This window comes from uncultured Roseibium sp. (assembly GCF_963675095.2).
GTDB lineage: Bacteria > Pseudomonadota > Alphaproteobacteria > Rhizobiales > Stappiaceae > Roseibium.
In genome coordinates, this window is sequence record NZ_CAXXSJ010000025.1 from 25,830 (window position 1) to 42,926 (window position 17,097).

At 60.5% G+C, this 17,097-nt stretch carries 20 protein-coding genes; 1 reads left to right on the forward strand and 19 read right to left on the reverse strand.

What is annotated here, in order from left to right; genetic code table 11:
• Nucleotides 1–112 precede the first annotated feature (112 nt).
• From ABIN98_RS08430 to yajC, 5 genes are all read right to left on the reverse strand, one after another.
• A complete protein-coding gene (locus ABIN98_RS08430) occupies nt 113–970 on the reverse strand; it encodes a phytoene/squalene synthase family protein (RefSeq protein ID WP_346909112.1) in 858 nt (285 codons plus the stop codon).
• A gap of 27 nt (nt 971–997) precedes the next feature.
• Nucleotides 998–1,405 carry an Mth938-like domain-containing protein gene (locus ABIN98_RS08435; protein WP_346909113.1) on the reverse strand — a complete coding sequence of 136 codons (408 nt, stop codon included), beginning with the start codon at nt 1,403–1,405 and terminating at the stop codon, nt 998–1,000.
• The gene (gene secF / locus ABIN98_RS08440; RefSeq protein ID WP_346909115.1) at nt 1,380–2,336 is read right to left on the reverse strand and encodes a protein translocase subunit SecF; all 957 of its coding nucleotides are present in this window, start codon (nt 2,334–2,336) and stop codon (nt 1,380–1,382) included. Before secF ends, ABIN98_RS08435 begins: the two co-directional genes overlap by 26 nt.
• Before the next feature lie 15 nt (nt 2,337–2,351).
• A complete protein-coding gene (gene secD, locus ABIN98_RS08445; protein ID WP_346909117.1) occupies nt 2,352–3,962 on the reverse strand; it encodes a protein translocase subunit SecD in 1,611 nt (536 codons plus the stop codon).
• A 102-nt stretch (nt 3,963–4,064) separates the two neighbouring features.
• Nucleotides 4,065–4,397, reverse strand: a complete 333-nt coding sequence (gene yajC / locus ABIN98_RS08450; RefSeq protein WP_346897460.1) for a preprotein translocase subunit YajC — start codon at nt 4,395–4,397, stop codon at nt 4,065–4,067.
• 241 nt (nt 4,398–4,638) lie between these two features.
• Between yajC and ABIN98_RS08455 the strand changes: the two genes are divergently transcribed.
• On the forward strand, nt 4,639–5,511 hold the full coding sequence (locus tag ABIN98_RS08455; protein WP_346909119.1) for an ATP-binding protein: 873 nt from the start codon (nt 4,639–4,641) through the stop codon (nt 5,509–5,511).
• Nucleotides 5,512–5,573: 62 nt separating this feature from the next.
• Here ABIN98_RS08455 and ABIN98_RS08460 read toward each other — a convergent pair whose 3' ends face one another.
• The 14 genes from ABIN98_RS08460 to ABIN98_RS08525 all read right to left on the reverse strand — a co-directional run bounded on the left by ABIN98_RS08460 (nt 5,574) and on the right by ABIN98_RS08525 (nt 17,093).
• Nucleotides 5,574–6,002, reverse strand: a complete 429-nt coding sequence (locus tag ABIN98_RS08460) for a nuclear transport factor 2 family protein (protein ID WP_346909121.1) — start codon at nt 6,000–6,002, stop codon at nt 5,574–5,576.
• 80 nt (nt 6,003–6,082) lie between these two features.
• On the reverse strand, nt 6,083–6,856 hold the full coding sequence (locus tag ABIN98_RS08465) for an anti-sigma factor (protein ID WP_346909123.1): 774 nt from the start codon (nt 6,854–6,856) through the stop codon (nt 6,083–6,085).
• Nucleotides 6,853–7,365 (reverse strand): sigma-70 family RNA polymerase sigma factor, encoded by a 513-nt coding sequence (locus ABIN98_RS08470; RefSeq protein WP_346909125.1) that lies wholly within the window; start codon nt 7,363–7,365, stop codon nt 6,853–6,855. The genes ABIN98_RS08465 and ABIN98_RS08470 overlap by 4 nt, the downstream gene beginning before the upstream one ends.
• 108 nt (nt 7,366–7,473) lie before the next feature.
• Nucleotides 7,474–8,862: a peptidoglycan DD-metalloendopeptidase family protein gene (locus tag ABIN98_RS08475; RefSeq protein WP_346909127.1), complete on the reverse strand. Its 1,389-nt coding sequence runs from the start codon at nt 8,860–8,862 to the stop codon at nt 7,474–7,476.
• Between the two features lie 233 nt (nt 8,863–9,095).
• Entirely contained in the window at nt 9,096–9,788 is a 693-nt protein-coding gene (locus tag ABIN98_RS08480; RefSeq protein WP_346909129.1) for a protein-L-isoaspartate(D-aspartate) O-methyltransferase, read from the reverse strand.
• A 26-nt stretch (nt 9,789–9,814) separates the two neighbouring features.
• The gene (gene surE / locus ABIN98_RS08485) at nt 9,815–10,573 is read right to left on the reverse strand and encodes a 5'/3'-nucleotidase SurE (RefSeq protein WP_346909131.1); all 759 of its coding nucleotides are present in this window, start codon (nt 10,571–10,573) and stop codon (nt 9,815–9,817) included.
• Nucleotides 10,574–10,582: 9 nt separating this feature from the next.
• On the reverse strand, nt 10,583–11,857 hold the full coding sequence (serS, locus tag ABIN98_RS08490; RefSeq protein ID WP_346909132.1) for a serine--tRNA ligase: 1,275 nt from the start codon (nt 11,855–11,857) through the stop codon (nt 10,583–10,585).
• 75 nt (nt 11,858–11,932) lie between these two features.
• Entirely contained in the window at nt 11,933–12,727 is a 795-nt protein-coding gene (tatC, locus tag ABIN98_RS08495; RefSeq protein ID WP_346909134.1) for a twin-arginine translocase subunit TatC, read from the reverse strand.
• A 78-nt stretch (nt 12,728–12,805) separates the two neighbouring features.
• A complete protein-coding gene (locus ABIN98_RS08500; RefSeq protein ID WP_346909136.1) occupies nt 12,806–13,405 on the reverse strand; it encodes a twin-arginine translocase subunit TatC in 600 nt (199 codons plus the stop codon).
• Nucleotides 13,402–14,016, reverse strand: a complete 615-nt coding sequence (gene tatB / locus ABIN98_RS08505; RefSeq protein ID WP_346909138.1) for a Sec-independent protein translocase protein TatB — start codon at nt 14,014–14,016, stop codon at nt 13,402–13,404. Before tatB ends, ABIN98_RS08500 begins: the two co-directional genes overlap by 4 nt.
• Nucleotides 14,017–14,056: 40 nt before the next feature.
• Nucleotides 14,057–14,281 (reverse strand): twin-arginine translocase TatA/TatE family subunit, encoded by a 225-nt coding sequence (locus ABIN98_RS08510; protein ID WP_346897477.1) that lies wholly within the window; start codon nt 14,279–14,281, stop codon nt 14,057–14,059.
• A gap of 140 nt (nt 14,282–14,421) precedes the next feature.
• On the reverse strand, nt 14,422–15,573 hold the full coding sequence (locus ABIN98_RS08515) for an ABC transporter ATP-binding protein (protein WP_346909140.1): 1,152 nt from the start codon (nt 15,571–15,573) through the stop codon (nt 14,422–14,424).
• A gap of 28 nt (nt 15,574–15,601) precedes the next feature.
• Nucleotides 15,602–16,294: an SMC-Scp complex subunit ScpB gene (scpB, locus tag ABIN98_RS08520; protein WP_394701467.1), complete on the reverse strand. Its 693-nt coding sequence runs from the start codon at nt 16,292–16,294 to the stop codon at nt 15,602–15,604.
• Complete coding sequence (locus ABIN98_RS08525) at nt 16,284–17,093, reverse strand: ScpA family protein (protein ID WP_346909142.1); 810 nt, start codon at nt 17,091–17,093, stop codon at nt 16,284–16,286. Before ABIN98_RS08525 ends, scpB begins: the two co-directional genes overlap by 11 nt.
• Nucleotides 17,094–17,097: the final 4 nt, after the last annotated feature.

The following is a 17,097-nucleotide window of genomic DNA, read 5'->3' on the forward strand; positions in this document are numbered from 1 at the left end:
CAAACCCCGGCGGGCAAGAATGCCCACTTTCCCCTACTCAAAAACCGTGGTCATTATTATCAAGGAAGGCTGAATATTGGGTTACGCACGCGGGACGTCGCGGGAATTCCTGTCAGGCGGACAGGACGGCGCCGGATTTCCGCGCAGCGCGCCACAGGATCCACTGCCGGCGGAGTTGGGACATGCGCACCGGTTCGCGCAGCGGATCGTACCCCGGCTTTTCCATCCGCTTCAAAAAGGGCTCGACCAGCGCGACCGGCAGAAACGCCGGAGCGACATGAGGCGGAATGTCCGAGACATGCTGCCGAACCCGATCCAAATGATGACGTACGTGAGAGCGCAATTCCGCCAGTGCCGCGCGTAGCGGGTCCGTCGTTTGACCGTTGAAGACGGTCTGCGGATCGACGCCATGGCGCTCCAGCAGATCCTTCGGCAGATACATCTGCCCCCGCGCCGCATGCCATGGCAGGGAGCGTATCAGACCGGCCAGTGCATAGGCGACACCCGCATGACCGGCAATCGTTGCAGTACCCGCATCCTCTCCCCGGTTCAGAACCAGACTGCCGAGCTGGATCAGCGCAGACGAGGTTTCTCCCGCGTAGCCCTCCAGATCATTCAGGCTGGGCATCGGATCGTCGTAGAGATCGAAAATCCGCGCTTCGGTCATCGCGATCAGCGGTTCCTTCGGCAACCGGTATTTTTCAACCGTCTCGCCCAAAGCAGCTGCAACGGGGTTTGCCGAAGCGGTTCCATGCTCAACGCCTTCCAGATAATCACGCCACCACTGCAGCCGAACCTCGCCCGGAAGCGGGTCGCTGACCATATCGCGGACCCGGGCGATTTCGGCGTTGAAGGCGTAAAGCGCAAGAAGACCCGGCCGATCCTCGGCCGCCGCGAACAATGCGGTCAGGTAGCGGTCCCGATCGGCTTCATAAACCAGATCGCGCGCGTGATCGAAATCAGAGTTCATGTGGAGAGATATGATCCGGCATCGGCTTTAGTCCACCGCCAGAAGGGCTGCGGCAACCGCACGGTCCTCGGACAAAAGCACGTTGAAGGTTCTGACCGCCGCCCCTGTCGACATGGGATCCGCCAGAATGCCGGCCTCGCGGAAGGCTTCCTTCAGTTGGGCCGGCAAAGGCCGCAGCTCTTTCCCGGTCCCGACCAGGAGAACCTCGATGTCCTCCTGCTCCTCGAACACCCGCTCGAAAGCGGCTGCAGTGAATTCTGAGGTATCAGTCAGGTTCCAGCCGTAGATCCCGCTCGGCACGCACAGCAGAGATCCGCGATGGGACATATTTGCGAAACGGAACCCGCCGTCGCCATAGGCGTCCAGCGGGGCCCGTCCCGGAAAATGCGCATCCCGGATGTCCATGCCGTCAGGCGGCCGCTTCCGCGTCGACATCCGGCTCTTCTGCGTCCTCGCCGCCCGGCGTCTTGCCGTCGCCGCGCAGGTTGAACAGGATCAGGAAGGGTGCCGCCAGGAAGATCGACGAGTAGGTACCGATCACGATACCGAAGATCATGGCGAGCGTGAACGACCGGATGACCTCACCACCGAAGGCCCAGAGCGCGAACAGCGCCAGCAAGGTTGTGAACGATGTAAGTGTCGTTCGTGACAGGGTTTCGTTGATCGACCGGTCCAGCAAGTCGGTCAGCGGAATTTTCTTGTAACGCCGCAGGTTTTCGCGGATGCGGTCGTAAACCACCACCGTATCGTTCAGCGAATAACCGATAATGGTCAGCACCGCCGCGATACTGGACAGCGAGAAATCGAGCTGCAGGATCACGAAAAGGCCGACGGTGACCAGAACGTCGTTTGCCGTTGTCAGAATCGCGCCGATGGCGAACTGCCATTCGAAACGGAACCAGATGTAGACCAGGATGGCGAGCAGAGCCGCGCCGACCGCCATGATGCCTGCACGCGCCAATTCGCCGGACACGCGCGGGCCGACCACTTCGGTACGGCGGAATTCCACATTCTGATCTTCAAAGGCGGCCTTGATATTCGCGACAACCGACTGCTGGGCCAGTTCGCCACCGGACTGTTCCTCAATCCGGATGAGGACCTCGTCATCGGCGCCGAACTGCTGCACCTGAACGTCACCCAAGTTCAGGTTGCCGAGTTCGGACCGGATGGACGCGATATCGGCGGGACCTTCGGTCTTGATTTCGATGACCGTGCCACCCTTGAAATCGATGCCGTAATTCAGGCCAACGGTGAAGAACAACGTAATCGACGCGATCGCGGCCAGGATCGACAGCGGAAAACTGAATTTCCGCAGCCACATGAAGCGCAACTTGGTGTTGTCCGGAACAAGTCTGAGCAGTGCCATTTTTCTTCTCCCGGATCAGATCGGCAGTTTCGACGGCCGGCGCGTCCGCACCCAGAGGGAGACGAGCAAGCGGCTGAAGGTGAAGGCGGAAAACACCGTTGTGAAGATACCAATGGCAAGCGTCACCGCGAAGCCCTTGACCGGGCCGGAGCCGAGCTGAAACAGGATCAGGGCCGCAATCAGGGTCGTGATGTTGGCATCCATGATGGTTCCCAATGCCCGCTTGTAACCGGCATCGATCGCCGAGATGGCGGAGCGTCCTGCCCTAGCCTCCTCGCGAATACGCTCGAAGATCAGCACGTTGGCATCCACCGCCATACCGATGGTGAGCACGATCCCCGCGATACCGGGCAGTGTCAGGGTTGCCTGCAGTAGGGTCAGGGCGCCGAAGATCAGGATGATGTTCGCCGCAAGAGCGATATCCGCGATCACGCCGAAGCGGCCATAGGCAAGAACCATGAAGATGACCACCGCCGCAGCTGCAATCAGCGAGGCGAGCTTGCCCGCTTCGATGGAATCGGCACCAAGTCCCGGCCCGATGGAACGCTCCTCGATCACAGTCAGTTTCGCGGGCAGAGCACCGGCACGGAGGAGAACCGCCAGATCGTTGGCGCCTTCGACGGTGAAGTTACCGGAAATCTGCCCCGATCCGCCGGTAATCGGTTCGCGGATAACCGGTGCGGAAATCACGTCTTCATCGAGAACGATGGCGAAGGGTTTGCCGACGTTCTGCTGGGTGACGACCGAGAACTTGCGTGCCCCGGCCGTATTGAAACGGAAGTTGACCACCGGCTCGTTGGTGCGCTGGTCGAAGCTGACCTGCGCATCGACGAGATCGTCACCGCCCAACAGTGCATTTTCCTCAAGCAGATAGGGAATTGGCGGATCGTCGATCGAATTCAGGATGATCGTACCGACCGGCGGCCGATCCTGCAGCGCCTGCTGGGCCGTCATGGTGGTGTCGACCATGTGGAAGGTCAGCTGTGCCGTCTGACCGATCAGGTCTTTCAGCCGCTGGGGATCGCTTTCGCCCGGCGCCTCAACCAGGATTCGGTCCGATCCCTGGCGCTGGATGTTGGGTTCCGTCGTTCCAAGTTCGTCGACGCGGCGTCGGATCACTTCGATCGATTGCTCGACGATGGACTGCATCCGATCGGCCAGGCCCTCTTCCGTGTAGGTGAAACGGGCGAGACCGTCGTCGGACACGGAGAGTGCGAATTCATAGACCTGCTGGCCGCCGAACAGGGAATTCACCAAGGGATTCCGCAAGCCATCAAGCCGCTCGCGCGCCTCGTCGAGCTTGGTCAGGTCGCGGATGCGAACCTGAGCACCTTCACCCTGAACGCCCAGGCCGGTGTAACCGATACGCGGCTGCTCGCGAAGCGCCGTGCGAATCTCGCCGACCAGCGTCTTCAGCCGCTTCTGCATATAGTCCTGCTTGTCTATCTCGTAGAGAAGATAGGCACCGCCTTGAAGATCGAGGCCGAGAACCATCTTGTTCGTCGGTAGAATATCGGGCCAGCTCTGCAGTGTCTTGGCAGAAAAGAAGTTCGGCAGCGTCGTAATGGCGCCTAGGGCGATCACAAGAGCAATCAGCGCGATCTTCCAGCGAGCGAAGTAAAGCATGACTTGAGCCTAAGCTGGGGCCTGTTCAAAGGCCCTATCCGGGCGACCCGGCCGCGCATCGCCGGCCGGGCTAAGGGAGACGGTAAACGAAATAACGGAGCCTCAGGCGCCGTCTTTCGCCGGCTCCGACTTGGAACGTACTTCCTGAACCATCGAGCGGACGATGCGCACCTTCACGCCTTCGCCCAGTTCGACCTGCAGTTCGTTATCGTCAACGACCTTGGCAACCTTGCCGATCAGGCCGCCGGACGTAACGACCGTGTCGCCCCGGCGAAGGTTTGCCACCATGTCCTGATGCTGCTTCATGCGTTGGCGCTGCGGGCGGATGATCAGGAAATACATGATCGCGAAGATCAGCACGAAAGGCAGCAGAGACATGAGAAAGTCCGGGCTCATGGGAGATCCGGTCTGCGCATAGGCTGGGGTGATGAACATTAAACTCTCCTAAGGGCGGCTCTGGCTTCCGGATCCGCTTGAACGGTTTCCGGCAAGAAAGCCTCAATTCCAGTGGCGCGGACTATAACGACGGCGCTCCGGTTTTCAAGGGATTGAACCGGTATCAGGCGTACCGAAACCGGAATATCCGGCGTTTTCGGTTACCGCCAGCCATGATAGTCCTTTGCCACTGTCACACAGGGCCTGAAATGGTCCCCATTGCAAAGGGTTACAAGACCAGATGTCTGACGGAAGCGACCTATCACGCTTGAACGAAAAACTCGATACCCTGATCGGCCTGATTGAACGGGCCGTCCCGGCACAGCCCTGCCCGCCCGATTTCGACGCTGCCGAGGCTTTTGTCTGGTCCCCCCATCCGGGTGAGCTCGTTCCCGTGGCGAAGGTGAATCGGGTCGACATCACCCTGCTTTGCGCCGTCTCCCGCCTGCGGGACCTTCTCTTGGACAACACGAGGCGCTTCGCCAACGGCCTGCCCGCCAACAATGCGCTTTTGTGGGGCGCGCGCGGCATGGGCAAGTCGTCGCTGGTCAAAGCCGCCCAGGCCGCCATCAACAAGGAACTGGGCACAAGCATCCTGAAACTGGTGGAAATTCACCGCGAAGACATCGAGAGCCTGCCGCTTCTGATGAAGATGGTGCGCGACACGCCCTACCGTTTCATCATCTTCTGCGACGATCTGAGCTTCGACCAGGACGATACGTCCTACAAGTCGCTGAAGGCCGTGCTGGAAGGCGGGATCGAGGGACGTCCGGACAATGTGATCTTCTACGCCACGTCCAACCGGCGCCACCTCCTGCCGCGCGACATGATCGAGAACGAGCGCTCCACAGCCATCAATCCGGCCGAGGCGGTTGAGGAAAAGGTCTCTCTCTCCGACCGTTTCGGCCTGTGGCTCGGCTTCCACAAATGCAGCCAGGACGACTACCTGGACATGGTGAACGGCTATGTGGCGCATTATGGCCTGAAACTCGAAGCCGACCGGCTGCGGGCCGAAGCCCTGGAGTGGGCGACCACCCGCGGCAGCCGGTCCGGTCGTGTCGCCTTCCAGTTCATCCAGGACCTCGCCGGTCGCCTCGGCCAGACGCTGGACTGATCGGACAAGGTCCGGAGGCTCCGGGGCGCATATGTCGCCCGGAAGCCTCCGGCATTTTCACATCAGTACTTGCCGAGCTTCGGGTCGATCTGCCAGATCTCGGCGACCAGCTTCTTGTCCCGGAACGTCATCACGTAGCGGACCGGGATGGTGTTCTTGCCCGAGAATTTGACATCGGCCGTGACGGTTGTCCCTTTCGGATTGGCGTTTTCCCGCAGATCCGTGACCTCGGCCTTCAGCGGACCCTGAACCTTGGCGAATTTCGTCCACACGCCTTCGATGGCGGACTTGCCCGTGTAGACGCCGTTGAGCGGGCCGCCGACCCATTCGAATACGGTCGTGTCGGTGTAATCGGCCGCGATCCCGGCAACATCGCCCTTGGCAATGGCAGCGATATGGGCCTTGGCGAGACCCGCATCGGCGAAGGCCTGACCGGCGGACAGAACGGACAGTGCGGCGACCGCCGCAGCGGCAGAGATTTTCAGTGACATGGATTGTACTTCCCTGTTTTGAGGTGCAACACCTGAAGTACGTTCCGGGGGAGCGTTTATTCCCGGGTCACCGTATTTTTTCAAATATCGAATTGGGCGCGGACAAGCTGGGCCGCCGGCATGAGCTCCTTTTCCGTAAAGCCGCCGGCAAGACCGAAACCGGCATTTCCATCCGACCAGGTCACGACACCGGTGTCCGCCCTTCGCTCGTAGCGCATTGCCGGGGCGCCCTTTCCGCCCCCATCGTTGCGGACATAAAGAACAACCCGTCTGCCCTGGGCATTTTCATACATGAGGAGCGCTGCGGGGCTGTCGTCGGCCACGATCAGACGTCCGCCGATAAACGCGAAACCCAAGTCCTTCAGGCTTGGGATCGTGATCGGCATTCCAAGGCGGTTGGTGAGCCAGGTCGACAGATGCGCGGACTGGTCGGCCCGCACTTCCACCGGATGCAGCTTTTCGGGCGCATAGACGTCATAGGCAGCGGTCGAGCCGAACGCCAGACGCTCCCGGCTGTCGTCTCCACCTGTTTGCATCCCCAAGACACCGACAGTGAGGCCGGCACCGAGAATCATCCCGGCAACGGCCGCAGCCATCGGAACGACGAACTGCGTCCTGCGGCCACGGGCGAGCGCAATCTGCGCGGGCGGAATCGGTTCCTCGAAAGCCGGATCATAGGTTTGTTTCAAGACGCTGTTGATGAGACGGTAGTCCTCCACAGTCTCGCGGGCTTCCGGATTGGCCGCAAGATACGTCTCCATCTCCGCAATCCGTTCGTCCGGCAACAGTCCGTCCGCATAGGCGTGAAGATCGTCGCGGCTTGGTATATAGGAGGATTTTTCCGTCATCGTCATTTCACCCGCCGGATTGCCGGCTTGCCTTCCGTTCGCCCCAGGCTTTCGCGCAGTCTCGTTCGTCCGCGGTGCAGACGCGACATGAGCGTACCAATCGGGATACCGAGCACTTCAGCCGCTTCGGCATAATTCAGTTCCTCGATACCGATTAGAAGCACCGCGTCGCGCTGCTCCTGCGGCAACCGGTCGATTTCGTCGAGAACCGCCTTGACCTCCAACCGGCCATCAGGTCCGGGCCCCTTGGACGCGGTCATGTCGTTTTCATCCAGCGGCAAAGGCAGGCCCCGCGCCGACTGATGGCGGATCATGTCGACATGGAGGTTGCGCAGAATGGCGAACAACCAGGGGCGCAGACGTTTTCCCTGCCGGATGGAATGAAATCCGCGCAGCGCGCGCTCAAGGCAGCCTTGCACCAGATCATCCGCCCGCTCGCTGTTACGCGTCAATGCCCGCGCATATCGCCTGAGGTGGGGAATTTCCGCCACAAGATGGGAACGATCTGGTTTCATTTTTCAAAGGCCCGGACATCAGGAAAAAGGCAGCGGATTGACACCCGCTGCCTTTGATAGACGTCGTTGCGGCAGCATTATTCCCGCCGCCTTCAAAAATATTCCGCCTCAGCTTTTCGGCAGATACTTGAGCGGATCGACCGGCTTGTTGCCTCGGCGCAGTTCGAAGTGAACCTGCGGCTGGGAGACAGACCCGGTTGCCCCGGCATTGGCGATCACCTCGCCTCTCGACACATTGTCGCCGCGCTTCACGTTCAGCTTGCTGTTGTGGGCATAGGCCGACACCCAGCCATCCGCATGGCGCAAGAGCACCAGATTGCCGAAACCCTTCAGCTCATTGCCGGCATAGATCACAGTTCCGCTTCCGGCTGCCTTGACCGGCGTCCCTTCCGGCACGGCCAGATTGACGCCCTCATTGCGGGTTCCGCCCGGCTTCGAACCGAAGTCGGAGATGATCCGGCCGCGCACCGGCCACCGGAACAGCTGTCCGCCGGCGTCGCCCGAATCGCTCTGCTCGACGCTGGCGACTTTTTCCGCCGGCTTGATCGGCTCTGTCGGCCGCGCCTCATCGTCTTTTGTGGTGCTGATCACCGTGACCCGGGGCGTCGTCGTGGAATTGCCGCTTTGCGCCGGCATTTCCGGCGGAACCGGCACATTCCCGCCAACAGGCTGAACCGATGCGGAGCGTACCGACCCGGTCGTCGTCACGGGCTTGCGCTTCGGTAAAACAGCAACGCGGACAGGCGCGGCATCAGCAGTGTTGCCGGAGCGGACTTCGGCAAAACTCGGCTGGCGAGCCGGCTTGCGATCCGGCGACGGGGCGCCGCTGGCGACCGGTGCGGTCGGGCTGACCGAGCCGGTGTAGACAGGCTGACTGCTTCGGGGCGGAGCCGGTCGCGCCGAATTTCCCGATGCCGTTTCCGGATGCACATAAGTCGGGATCAGCAGAGACTGACCTGGCTTGACCTGTCCCGGATATTCAATGCCATTGACGGCTGCGATCGCTTCCACCGGCACCCCGTAGCGGCGGGACATGGCTTCGACCGAATCGCCTTCGCGAACGGTCACGCGCGTTCCTCCGACAGAAGTCCAGTTTTTCCAGCGAACCGCACCGGAAGAGGCGACTTCCGGCGCAGGCACGGTTTCCACCGGGCTGGTGCGCTGACTTCTCACGATCTGCGGCTCGGAAGACGGAAGGCTCGCGCGCTCCACGGCGTTGCGCTGCGTCGGCACAGACCCCGTATAGGTCGGCTGGGAAGCTGTGGGCGGCAGGCCTCGTTCGGTCCCTCCCGGACCGTTTACGATATCCTTATAGGTCGGCTGCTTCGCCCCGCCAGCCAGAATGGCGCGCTGGTTGTTTGTGCCGCCCGTATATATCGGGGCTTCGCCGAAGCGTTCGACGTCGGCACTGCATCCGGCAAGGACCCCGGCGGCGACTGAAATGAGAGCGACCTTGAGAACCCGGCCACTGCGGACGATACGCTTCCGCTTTTTCATAGTTCTACTCAAACCGATAGACATGAAGGTTATGGTTAAGAGTAGAAACCAGTAAGGTTTATAAAGAGCTAAGACGCCTGCTAAAATTGATGACAAATCAGCAAACGCACATGAGCAGCCGGATTACGGATCATTGACTGATCCCGGTACTGCATTGTTCACACGCCGTGTCGCGTTCTTCCGGTACCTCGCGGTATCGGATGCCATGCATTACCGCTCTTTTACAGGCAGCTTTACAGGCGGTCGGCGCGGCTTTCCATCAAGGATACAAGGCGAACCCGGTCGATCTCCTGATATTCATCTCCGGCAGCACCACGCAGGATCCTCGTCAGGATCTGCTGTTCGCCCGGCTTGCCGACGGCTGCGATCAGAATACCTTCGGGCGCGAGCTGGCTGATCAGGACTTCCGGCACTTCGGGAACGGCACCGGTCAGCACGATGCGGTCAAACGGGGACCGTTCCTTCAATCCGCGAAGTCCATCCGCATGGTGGATACGAACATTCCGCAGCTTGAGGGCGGCAGCCCTTTGGGTCGCCAGCTCCACCAGGGTCTTGTAGCGGTCGATGCTGTCGACTTCGCCGGCCAGATACCCAAGCACGGCCGTCTGATAGCCGGACCCAGTTCCCACCTCCAGAACCCGGTGATCCCGGGTCAGGGCCAATGCCTGAACCACGCGGGCAACATAGGAGGGAGCGGAAACCGTCTGCCCGCATTCGATCGGTATCGAGGCGTCCTCGTAGGCCAGCCGGTGATAACGGGCAGACAGAAACAGGCGGCGCGGCAGACGTTCGATGGCGGAAAGAAGAGACCGGTCGCCGATGCCGCGGCCGCGCAAGGCAAGAACCAGCCCGGCGCGGGCCTCCGCCTCATCGTTGGAAACGGCAGTCGCATCTTCGGGAACGATCGCCCCCGGATGATCGGTCATGATGCGCCCTGCCTCCTTTTTCGAATCTATCCCAGCTCCCTGGCCAGGTTTTCGATCATATCATGAGCCGTCAGATCGATCCGCAACGGCGTGACTGAAATGTAACCGTCGGCAACCGCCTGAAGATCGGAATTCTGGAGGACGGAGGGGCCGCGGTCCCTGAAACCGAGCCAATAATAAGGATAGCCGCGGCCGTCCATGCGCTCGTCAATGACCAGACCGCTCTGCTCGTGGTGGCCCTGGACCGTCACCTTCACGCCCTTGACGTTCTCCGGTCCGAACGACGGAAAATTGACGTTGAGCAGCGTGTAACGGGCGAGCGGAAAATCGAGCAACTTTCGGAACAAGTCCGGGGCATGGGTTTCCGCGGTCATGTAATTCGGCTCGCTGCTGACGTCCCAGCTATAGGCCTGCGATACGGCGATGGAGCGAACGCCTAAGATCGCCGCTTCCATCGCACCCGCGACCGTACCCGAATAGGTAACGTCTTCGGCCAGGTTCTGCCCCTTGTTGATGCCGGACAGTACGAGGTCCGGCAGGCCGGGCAGAACCTTGCGCACGCCCATGATGACACAATCGGTCGGCGTGCCCTTGAGCGCATAGTGCCTGTCGTCGATCTGGCGCAGGCGCAGAGGCTCGCTCAAGGTCAGCGAGTGGGCCACGCCACTCTGGTCGGTCTCCGGCGCCACCACCCAGACATCGTCGGACAGGGTGAGCGCGATGCGTTCAAGCGCGGCGAGACCCGGCGAATGGATGCCGTCGTCATTGGTAATGAGAATACGCATAGCTGCCCTTTAGCGAATCTTTTCCAGGCCGTTCATGTAGGGACGCAGGACATCCGGTACCGTGACCGAGCCGTCCGCGTTCTGGTAGTTTTCCATGACCGCGATCAGCGCACGGCCAACGGCCACTCCGGAGCCGTTCAGCGTGTGTACGTGACCGATCTGCTTGCTGTCCTTCACCCGGTAGCGGGCATTCATGCGCCGGGCCTGGAAGTCGCCGCAGACGGAACAGGAGGAGATTTCCCGATAGGCGTCCTGCCCCGGCAGCCAGACCTCAATGTCGTAGGTCTTGCGCGAGCCGAAACCCATGTCGCCAGTGCAAAGCGTCATCACACGGTAATGCAGGCCGAGCAGTTCCAGCACTTTTTCCGCACAGGCGAGCATCCGTTCCAGTTCCTCGATCGACTGGTCGGGGGCGGTCACCGAAACCAGTTCGCATTTCATGAACTGGTGCTGGCGCAGCATGCCGCGGGTGTCGCGGCCGGCGGAGCCGGCCTCGGAGCGGAAACAATAGGTCAGCGCGGTGACCCGCAGCGGCAGCTCGTCCTCGGCCAGGATCTCGCCTGCGACCATGTTGGTCAGCGGAACCTCGGCGGTCGGAATCAGGTAATGCTCGCCACCGGTCTTGAACAGATCTTCCTCGAATTTCGGCAGCTGGCCGGTGCCGTAAAGTGCGGACCCGTGCACCAGAAGCGGCGGCGACACTTCCGTGTAGCCGTTCTGCTGCGTGTGCACATCCATCATGAACTGGCCGATGGCCCGCTCAAGCCGCGCGATCTGTCCCTTCAGGAGGACGAAACGCGAGCCGGACAGCTTCGCGGCGGTGGCAAAGTCCATTCCCCCCTGTGCTTCGCCCAGTTCGAAATGTTCTTTCGGTTCGAAGTCGAAAGACGGCTTCTCGCCCCACTTCTTGAACTCGACGTTACCGGCCTCATCTTCCCCGTCCGGCACATCATCGAGCGGCAAATTGGGGATAACCGCCAGGGCGGCTTCCAGATCGGCGATCAGACGGCGCTCCACCTCCTCGCCTTCCTGGATGAAGGACTTGATCTTCGCGACTTCGTCGATCAGCGCCTGGGCGGCAGCCTCATCGCCGGATGCCTTTGCCTTGCCGATTTCCTTGGAGGCGGCGTTACGGCGCTCCTGGGCTTCCTGCAGGCTTGCAATGTGGGAACGGCGTGCCTCGTCGAGCGCAATCAGCTTTTGTGCAGAGGCTTCATAGCCACGGCGTGCCAAAGCCTTGTCGAAGGCTTCGCTGTTTTCCCTGATCCATCTGATATCGAACATCGTGCTTCCCGGACAGCGCTTGAAGGTCAAACCTGGGTTGGCGGCCTGACGAACTGCGCGGGATGACGAGGAACCTCAGGCCTCTTCGGCCTCCCGTTCCGCTTCGAGCTCCGCACGCTTCTTTTCGGCAAGCCGGACAGAAATGATGGAGACTTCGTAGAGAAGCAAGGTCGGCAGCGCAAGACCGATCTGCGAGATCGGGTCAGGCGGCGTCAAAAGAGCGGCCGCGGCAAAGGCGCCGACGATCGCGTATTTGCGTTTGGCCCTCAACCCGTCCGCCGTGACGATCCCTGCGCGCCCGAGCAGGGTCAGCACCACCGGCAGCTGGAACACCAGGCCAAAGGCGAAAATCAGGATCATGATCAGGCCGAGATATTCACTCACCTTTGCCAGGTGATGGATCGCGACCTTGCCCGTATCGCCGGTCTGTTCCATCGACAGGAAAAACGTCATGGCCATGGGCATGACCAGGAAATAGACCAGGCAGGCTCCGATCAGAAACAGGATCGGTGTGGCAACCAGGAACGGCAGAAACGCCGAACGCTCGTTCTTGTACAGACCGGGCGCGACGAACATGTAGACCTGGGAGGCGATGACCGGGAAGGCAAGGAACAGCGCGCCGAACAACGCCAGTTTCATTTGGGTGAAAAACCACTCCTGCGGCGCTGTGTAGATCATCTCCACTTGCGCATCCGGACCGGCGGCCTGCAGATACGGCACCGTCAGGATATTGTAGATATCGTTCGCGAAATAAAAGCAGATGATGAACATCACCAAGACGGCCGCGATCGACCACATCAGCCTTTGCCGCAGCTCGATCAGATGTTCGATCAAGGGCGCCTTCGACGCTTCGATATCTTCGTGGCTCATGCCTTGGTGTCTTTCTGTACCGGTTCGCCTTTGGCGATTTCGCCTGTTCTTGCCGCCTGGGCTCTGGTCTCGTTACGCTTATCCATGCTGGGGATCCAGCTTAACATTCCTTGCCCGCAGCAGCAGGGTCAAGACGACGGGAATCTGGAACGCCAGTCCGAAGGCGAAAATCAGGGACATGTTGAAACCGAGATATTCGCTTGCAAGGGTATAGTGATGGAGCTCGGCCGACAGGGCGCTTCCAGCAGGGGCCATCGGCACAAGGACATTCATAATCACCGGCAGGACGAGGAAGTAGGCCAGAGATGCGCCAATCAGTGCCAGGATCGTTGCCACCATCAAAAACAGAAGGAATGCACGGAGCTTGTCCCGGTAGAGGCCGCGCGCAACGAACGAATAGAATTGCGAGGCGATTATAGGGAGAGCCAGAAACAAGGCTCCGAAAAACGCGAGCTTCAATTGGAAGAAGAACCATTCCTGAGGCGCCGTATAAGCTATTCCCACGTCAGGGCCGAGGCCTGCGGCCTTCAGGTACGGCATGCTCAGAACATAGTAGATTTGATCCGCGAAATAGAAACTCACGACAAACATCACTATGATGGCGGCCATCGACCAAACCAGTTGCTTAAGCAATTCGGCCAAGGGCCTCTTGGTCGGGCCGATACCTTCGTGGCTCATGCCTTCGTGTCTTCCGGTGCCGGTTTGGCCTTTGCCGTTGACTTGGCAGGGGCTTTGGCCTTTGCCGTCGATTTGGCGGGGGGCTTGGGCTTAGCAGGGGCTTTGGCGGGTGCCTTCGCCTTTGCGGACGTTCCGGCCTTCGCCGCAGCCGGAGCTTTCTTGGAGGCGGTGGTTGCGGACCCCGTCTTGGCCGATGCCTTGGCTTTGGTCGCCGCCTTCGCAGGCGTTGCCGCCTCGGCGGGCGCCTTGGCCTTTTCCGCAGGCGCCTCTTCCTTCGGCATCCAGGGCTGCGGCTCGGAAGCCGCCTTGTTCGCCGCGTCGACCTTTGCCTGAGCCTCGGCCTTGTCGTCTTCGATGGATTTCTTCAGATCGCCGAGCGGATTGAAGTTACCGGCCTCCTCGACCTGTTTCTTCATGTCGGAGATATCCGCCTGGCGCTCCGCATCGCGCAGAGCGTCATTAAAGGTCGACTGAAATTCGCGCGACATGCGCCGAACCTTGCCAATCGTCTGGCCAAGGGTACGCAGCATCCGCGGGAGGTCTTTGGGACCGACCACGATAATCGCCACGCAGGCGATCACCAGCAGTTCAGTCCATCCGATATCGAACATCTAAAATCCGCCATTCAAGCCAAGAAAACGCGGACTTGGATCAGCTCGCCTTGGACTGGTCTTCAGTCTTTTCAGCCGAAACGGTTTCGGACGGCTGATGGTCGATGGTCTTCGGAGCATCGGCGGTATCGTCCTCAGCCATGCCCTTCTTGAAGCTCTTGATCCCTTTGGCAACATCGCCCATCAGATCAGATATCTTGCCGCGGCCAAACAGCAGGATAACGATCACCGCGATGATCAGGATCTGCCAAATACCAATGCTCATACGCCAAACTCCCGGTTTCTCGGCCCAATGGCCGGACTGCCCTTATTGCAAAATTCCACACCAGCCGCAACACGGACACTCCTTCATCTTTTGATGAATGCCCGAAGTGCTTAACCGGCGGGTTTCTGTTCTGACAAATGTCAATCCTCGGCCGGAAATACAAGCACATCTTTGGGATCAGTGGTCAAACCCACATCCATTCCCGCGCTGTATTCACCACCGGCACGCACTCTTGCGTGCACCGGATCGTCCAGACCATCCACAACGATTGACAGAAGATCGACTTCACCGACGAACCGCTTGCTGGAAATACGGCCGACAACAGCCCCCTCCCCGGGTTCTCCGACGAGAATTCCCTGGGGACGAACACAAACATCCACTCTGGTCCCGGTGCTGTGCCCGGAGCTGTGACTGGAGCCGGGCAAAAGACCCAGCGGCGTATCGACGCCACCGTCCGTTACCTTTCCGGTAAACTGATTCACTTCGGAAAAGAACCGGGCGACAAAAATGTTTTCCGGGTTGTTGTAGAGGTCATCGGCCGTACCGTGCTGAACCAGCCGTCCGCGGCGCATCAGGGCGATACGGTCGCCCATGCGCATGGCCTCTTCCGGATCGTGGGTGACGATGATGCAGGTCGCGCGGGTTTCGCGCAAAATGGCCATCGTTTCCTCCCGAACGTTGTCTCGAAGCCTGCGGTCGAGCCCGGAAAACGGCTCATCCATCAGCAGGACACCGGGGCGTGGGGCAATGGCCCGAGCAAGCGCCACCCGTTGCTGTTCGCCACCGGACAAGGCGTGCGGATAGTCCCCCGCATAGCCTTCCAGTCCGACCCGGGCCAGGGACGCGAGGGCCTCGCGTTTCGCCGCTTCGCGGGGCAAATTCGTCAACCCAAACATGACGTTGTCGAGAATTGTCATATGCGGAAACAGAGCATAGTCCTGAAACATCAGGCCAACGCCACGTCTCTCCGGCGGAATGAAACCGCTCGCTCCTGACACTTCACGCCCGTTGATCAGGACCCGTCCTGACGCTTGGCGCTCCACGCCGGCGGCGATGCGCATCAGCGTCGTCTTGCCACAGCCGGAATGCCCCAGAAGGCAGAGTACCTCGCCGGGCGCGATTTCCAGAGACAAGCCGGCAATGGATTCGTTGCCGTCATAATCATGATAGACATCTTCGAACTTGAGCCCGGCGGCGATTGTTGCGCCCGCGGTGCCCCGCGCGCCCCAGCGCAAGGCAGCTCCCGCATCCCGGCCGGGTCGGGTCAGCAATGAAGTTTCTTTAACGCTCATGCGGGTCTTAACACCAAGGTCCTGCCACCTAATCCCTGTCGTCGTCCTCGAACAGTGTGCCTTCTTCCAACGGGTCCTCGTCTTCCGTCAAGGCCGGATCGTCGCTCGGTGACGGAACCAGGAAGCTGGCGGGTACGGCGCTGTCGAGAAGACCGGCCCCTTTAAGTTCCTCCAGACCGGGCAGATCCTTTACGGTGTCCAGGCCGAAATGCTCCAGGAATGCCTCCGTGGTCCCGTAGGTTACAGGCCGGCCCGGCGTTCTCCTGCGGCCGCGCATGCGGATCCAGGAGGTTTCCAAAAGCACGTCCAATGTTCCCTTTGATGTGGAGACGCCGCGGATTTCTTCAATCTCCGCACGGGTCACGGGCTGGTGGTAGGCAATGATCGCAAGGGTTTCGAGGGCTGCCCGCGACAATTTGCGCTGCTCTTCCATGTCCCGGTGCATCAGGAAGGCCAGATCTTCAGCGGTCCTGAACGCCCATTTACCGGCCACACGGACGAGGTTGACGCCCCTGGCAGCATAGGTCTGTTGAAGATCTTCCAACAGATAGTCCACCGCGCACCCTTCCGGCAGACGCGCCTTGAGCTCCTCCGCGGACAGCGGTTCGGCTGACGCGAACAGCAGCGCTTCGACCATGCGAAGCCCATCCGGGTCCGGGACCCGTTTTTCCTCTGCCGGGCCGGAACCGGTCCCACCCAGAAGGTCGGCTTCAATTTCCATTCTTGTCTCCCGCAGGACGCGCCCGAATGTAGATCGGCGAAAACGGATCGCCCTGCCTGATTTCTACCTGACCTTCGCGTACCATTTCCAGACTTGCGGAAAACGTGCTGGCGACAATCGTTGCCCAATCCTCATCGTCGCGCAAATAGTCCTGCAGATAGCCGTTGATCGGCGCCCATTCGGCGACCTGGCCGACAAGCCGCGCCAGAAGCTCCCGTGCTTCCTGAAGGGACCAGACATTCCGCCGCAACACCCGCACGGAGGTAACCGATTGGCGCTGGCGCTGGGTCGCATAGGCGCTGAGCAGTTCGTAGATCGTCGCTGTCCAGACGCTCTTGTGGTCGACGGAGGTGGTTTCCGGGCGACCTCTGGCAAAGATGTCCCGGCCGAGCCGGTTGCGCGCCAGGAGTTTTCCCGACACGTCGCGCATGGCTTCCAGACGACGCAGGCGAAACGCAAGGGCAGCCGCAAGCTCCTCACCCGTCGGTTCATCCTCGTCCTTCTGCTCCGGCAACAGCAGCCTGGATTTGAGATAGGCAAGCCAGGCGGCCATGACGAGATAATCGGCGGCAAGTTCCAGCCGCATGCGCCGTGCTTCGGCCACGAACTCCAGATACTGCTCGACCAGCGCCAGGATCGAGATGCGCGTCAGGTCGACCTTCTGATTGCGCGCCAAGGTCAGCAACAGGTCCAGCGGCCCTTCGAAGCCTTCCACATCGACAACCAGCAGGGGATCGTTGGAGGCACGATCGGCCGCATCCACATTCGTCAGCAGATCCTGATGCGTGTCGCGGGCCATGTGC

Excerpts from the sequence above, each read along its gene's own strand:
- ABIN98_RS08430 (WP_346909112.1), bottom strand. The coding sequence starts at position 970 with ATGAACTCTGATTTCGATCACGCGCGCGATCTGGTTTATGAAGCCGAT.
- ABIN98_RS08435 (WP_346909113.1), bottom strand. The coding sequence starts at position 1,405 with ATGTCGACGCGGAAGCGGCCGCCTGACGGCATGGACATCCGGGATGCG.
- secF (WP_346909115.1), bottom strand. The coding sequence starts at position 2,336 with ATGGCACTGCTCAGACTTGTTCCGGACAACACCAAGTTGCGCTTCATG.
- secD (WP_346909117.1), bottom strand. The coding sequence starts at position 3,962 with ATGCTTTACTTCGCTCGCTGGAAGATCGCGCTGATTGCTCTTGTGATC.
- yajC (WP_346897460.1), bottom strand. The coding sequence starts at position 4,397 with ATGTTCATCACCCCAGCCTATGCGCAGACCGGATCTCCCATGAGCCCG.
- ABIN98_RS08455 (WP_346909119.1), top strand. The coding sequence starts at position 4,639 with ATGTCTGACGGAAGCGACCTATCACGCTTGAACGAAAAACTCGATACC.
- ABIN98_RS08460 (WP_346909121.1), bottom strand. The coding sequence starts at position 6,002 with ATGTCACTGAAAATCTCTGCCGCTGCGGCGGTCGCCGCACTGTCCGTT.
- ABIN98_RS08465 (WP_346909123.1), bottom strand. The coding sequence starts at position 6,856 with ATGACGATGACGGAAAAATCCTCCTATATACCAAGCCGCGACGATCTT.
- ABIN98_RS08470 (WP_346909125.1), bottom strand. The coding sequence starts at position 7,365 with ATGAAACCAGATCGTTCCCATCTTGTGGCGGAAATTCCCCACCTCAGG.
- ABIN98_RS08475 (WP_346909127.1), bottom strand. The coding sequence starts at position 8,862 with ATGAAAAAGCGGAAGCGTATCGTCCGCAGTGGCCGGGTTCTCAAGGTC.
- ABIN98_RS08480 (WP_346909129.1), bottom strand. The coding sequence starts at position 9,788 with ATGACCGATCATCCGGGGGCGATCGTTCCCGAAGATGCGACTGCCGTT.
- surE (WP_346909131.1), bottom strand. The coding sequence starts at position 10,573 with ATGCGTATTCTCATTACCAATGACGACGGCATCCATTCGCCGGGTCTC.
- serS (WP_346909132.1), bottom strand. The coding sequence starts at position 11,857 with ATGTTCGATATCAGATGGATCAGGGAAAACAGCGAAGCCTTCGACAAG.
- tatC (WP_346909134.1), bottom strand. The coding sequence starts at position 12,727 with ATGAGCCACGAAGATATCGAAGCGTCGAAGGCGCCCTTGATCGAACAT.
- ABIN98_RS08500 (WP_346909136.1), bottom strand. The coding sequence starts at position 13,405 with ATGAGCCACGAAGGTATCGGCCCGACCAAGAGGCCCTTGGCCGAATTG.
- tatB (WP_346909138.1), bottom strand. The coding sequence starts at position 14,016 with ATGTTCGATATCGGATGGACTGAACTGCTGGTGATCGCCTGCGTGGCG.
- ABIN98_RS08510 (WP_346897477.1), bottom strand. The coding sequence starts at position 14,281 with ATGAGCATTGGTATTTGGCAGATCCTGATCATCGCGGTGATCGTTATC.
- ABIN98_RS08515 (WP_346909140.1), bottom strand. The coding sequence starts at position 15,573 with ATGAGCGTTAAAGAAACTTCATTGCTGACCCGACCCGGCCGGGATGCG.
- scpB (WP_394701467.1), bottom strand. The coding sequence starts at position 16,294 with ATGGAAATTGAAGCCGACCTTCTGGGTGGGACCGGTTCCGGCCCGGCA.
- ABIN98_RS08525 (WP_346909142.1), bottom strand. The coding sequence starts at position 17,093 with ATGGCCCGCGACACGCATCAGGATCTGCTGACGAATGTGGATGCGGCC.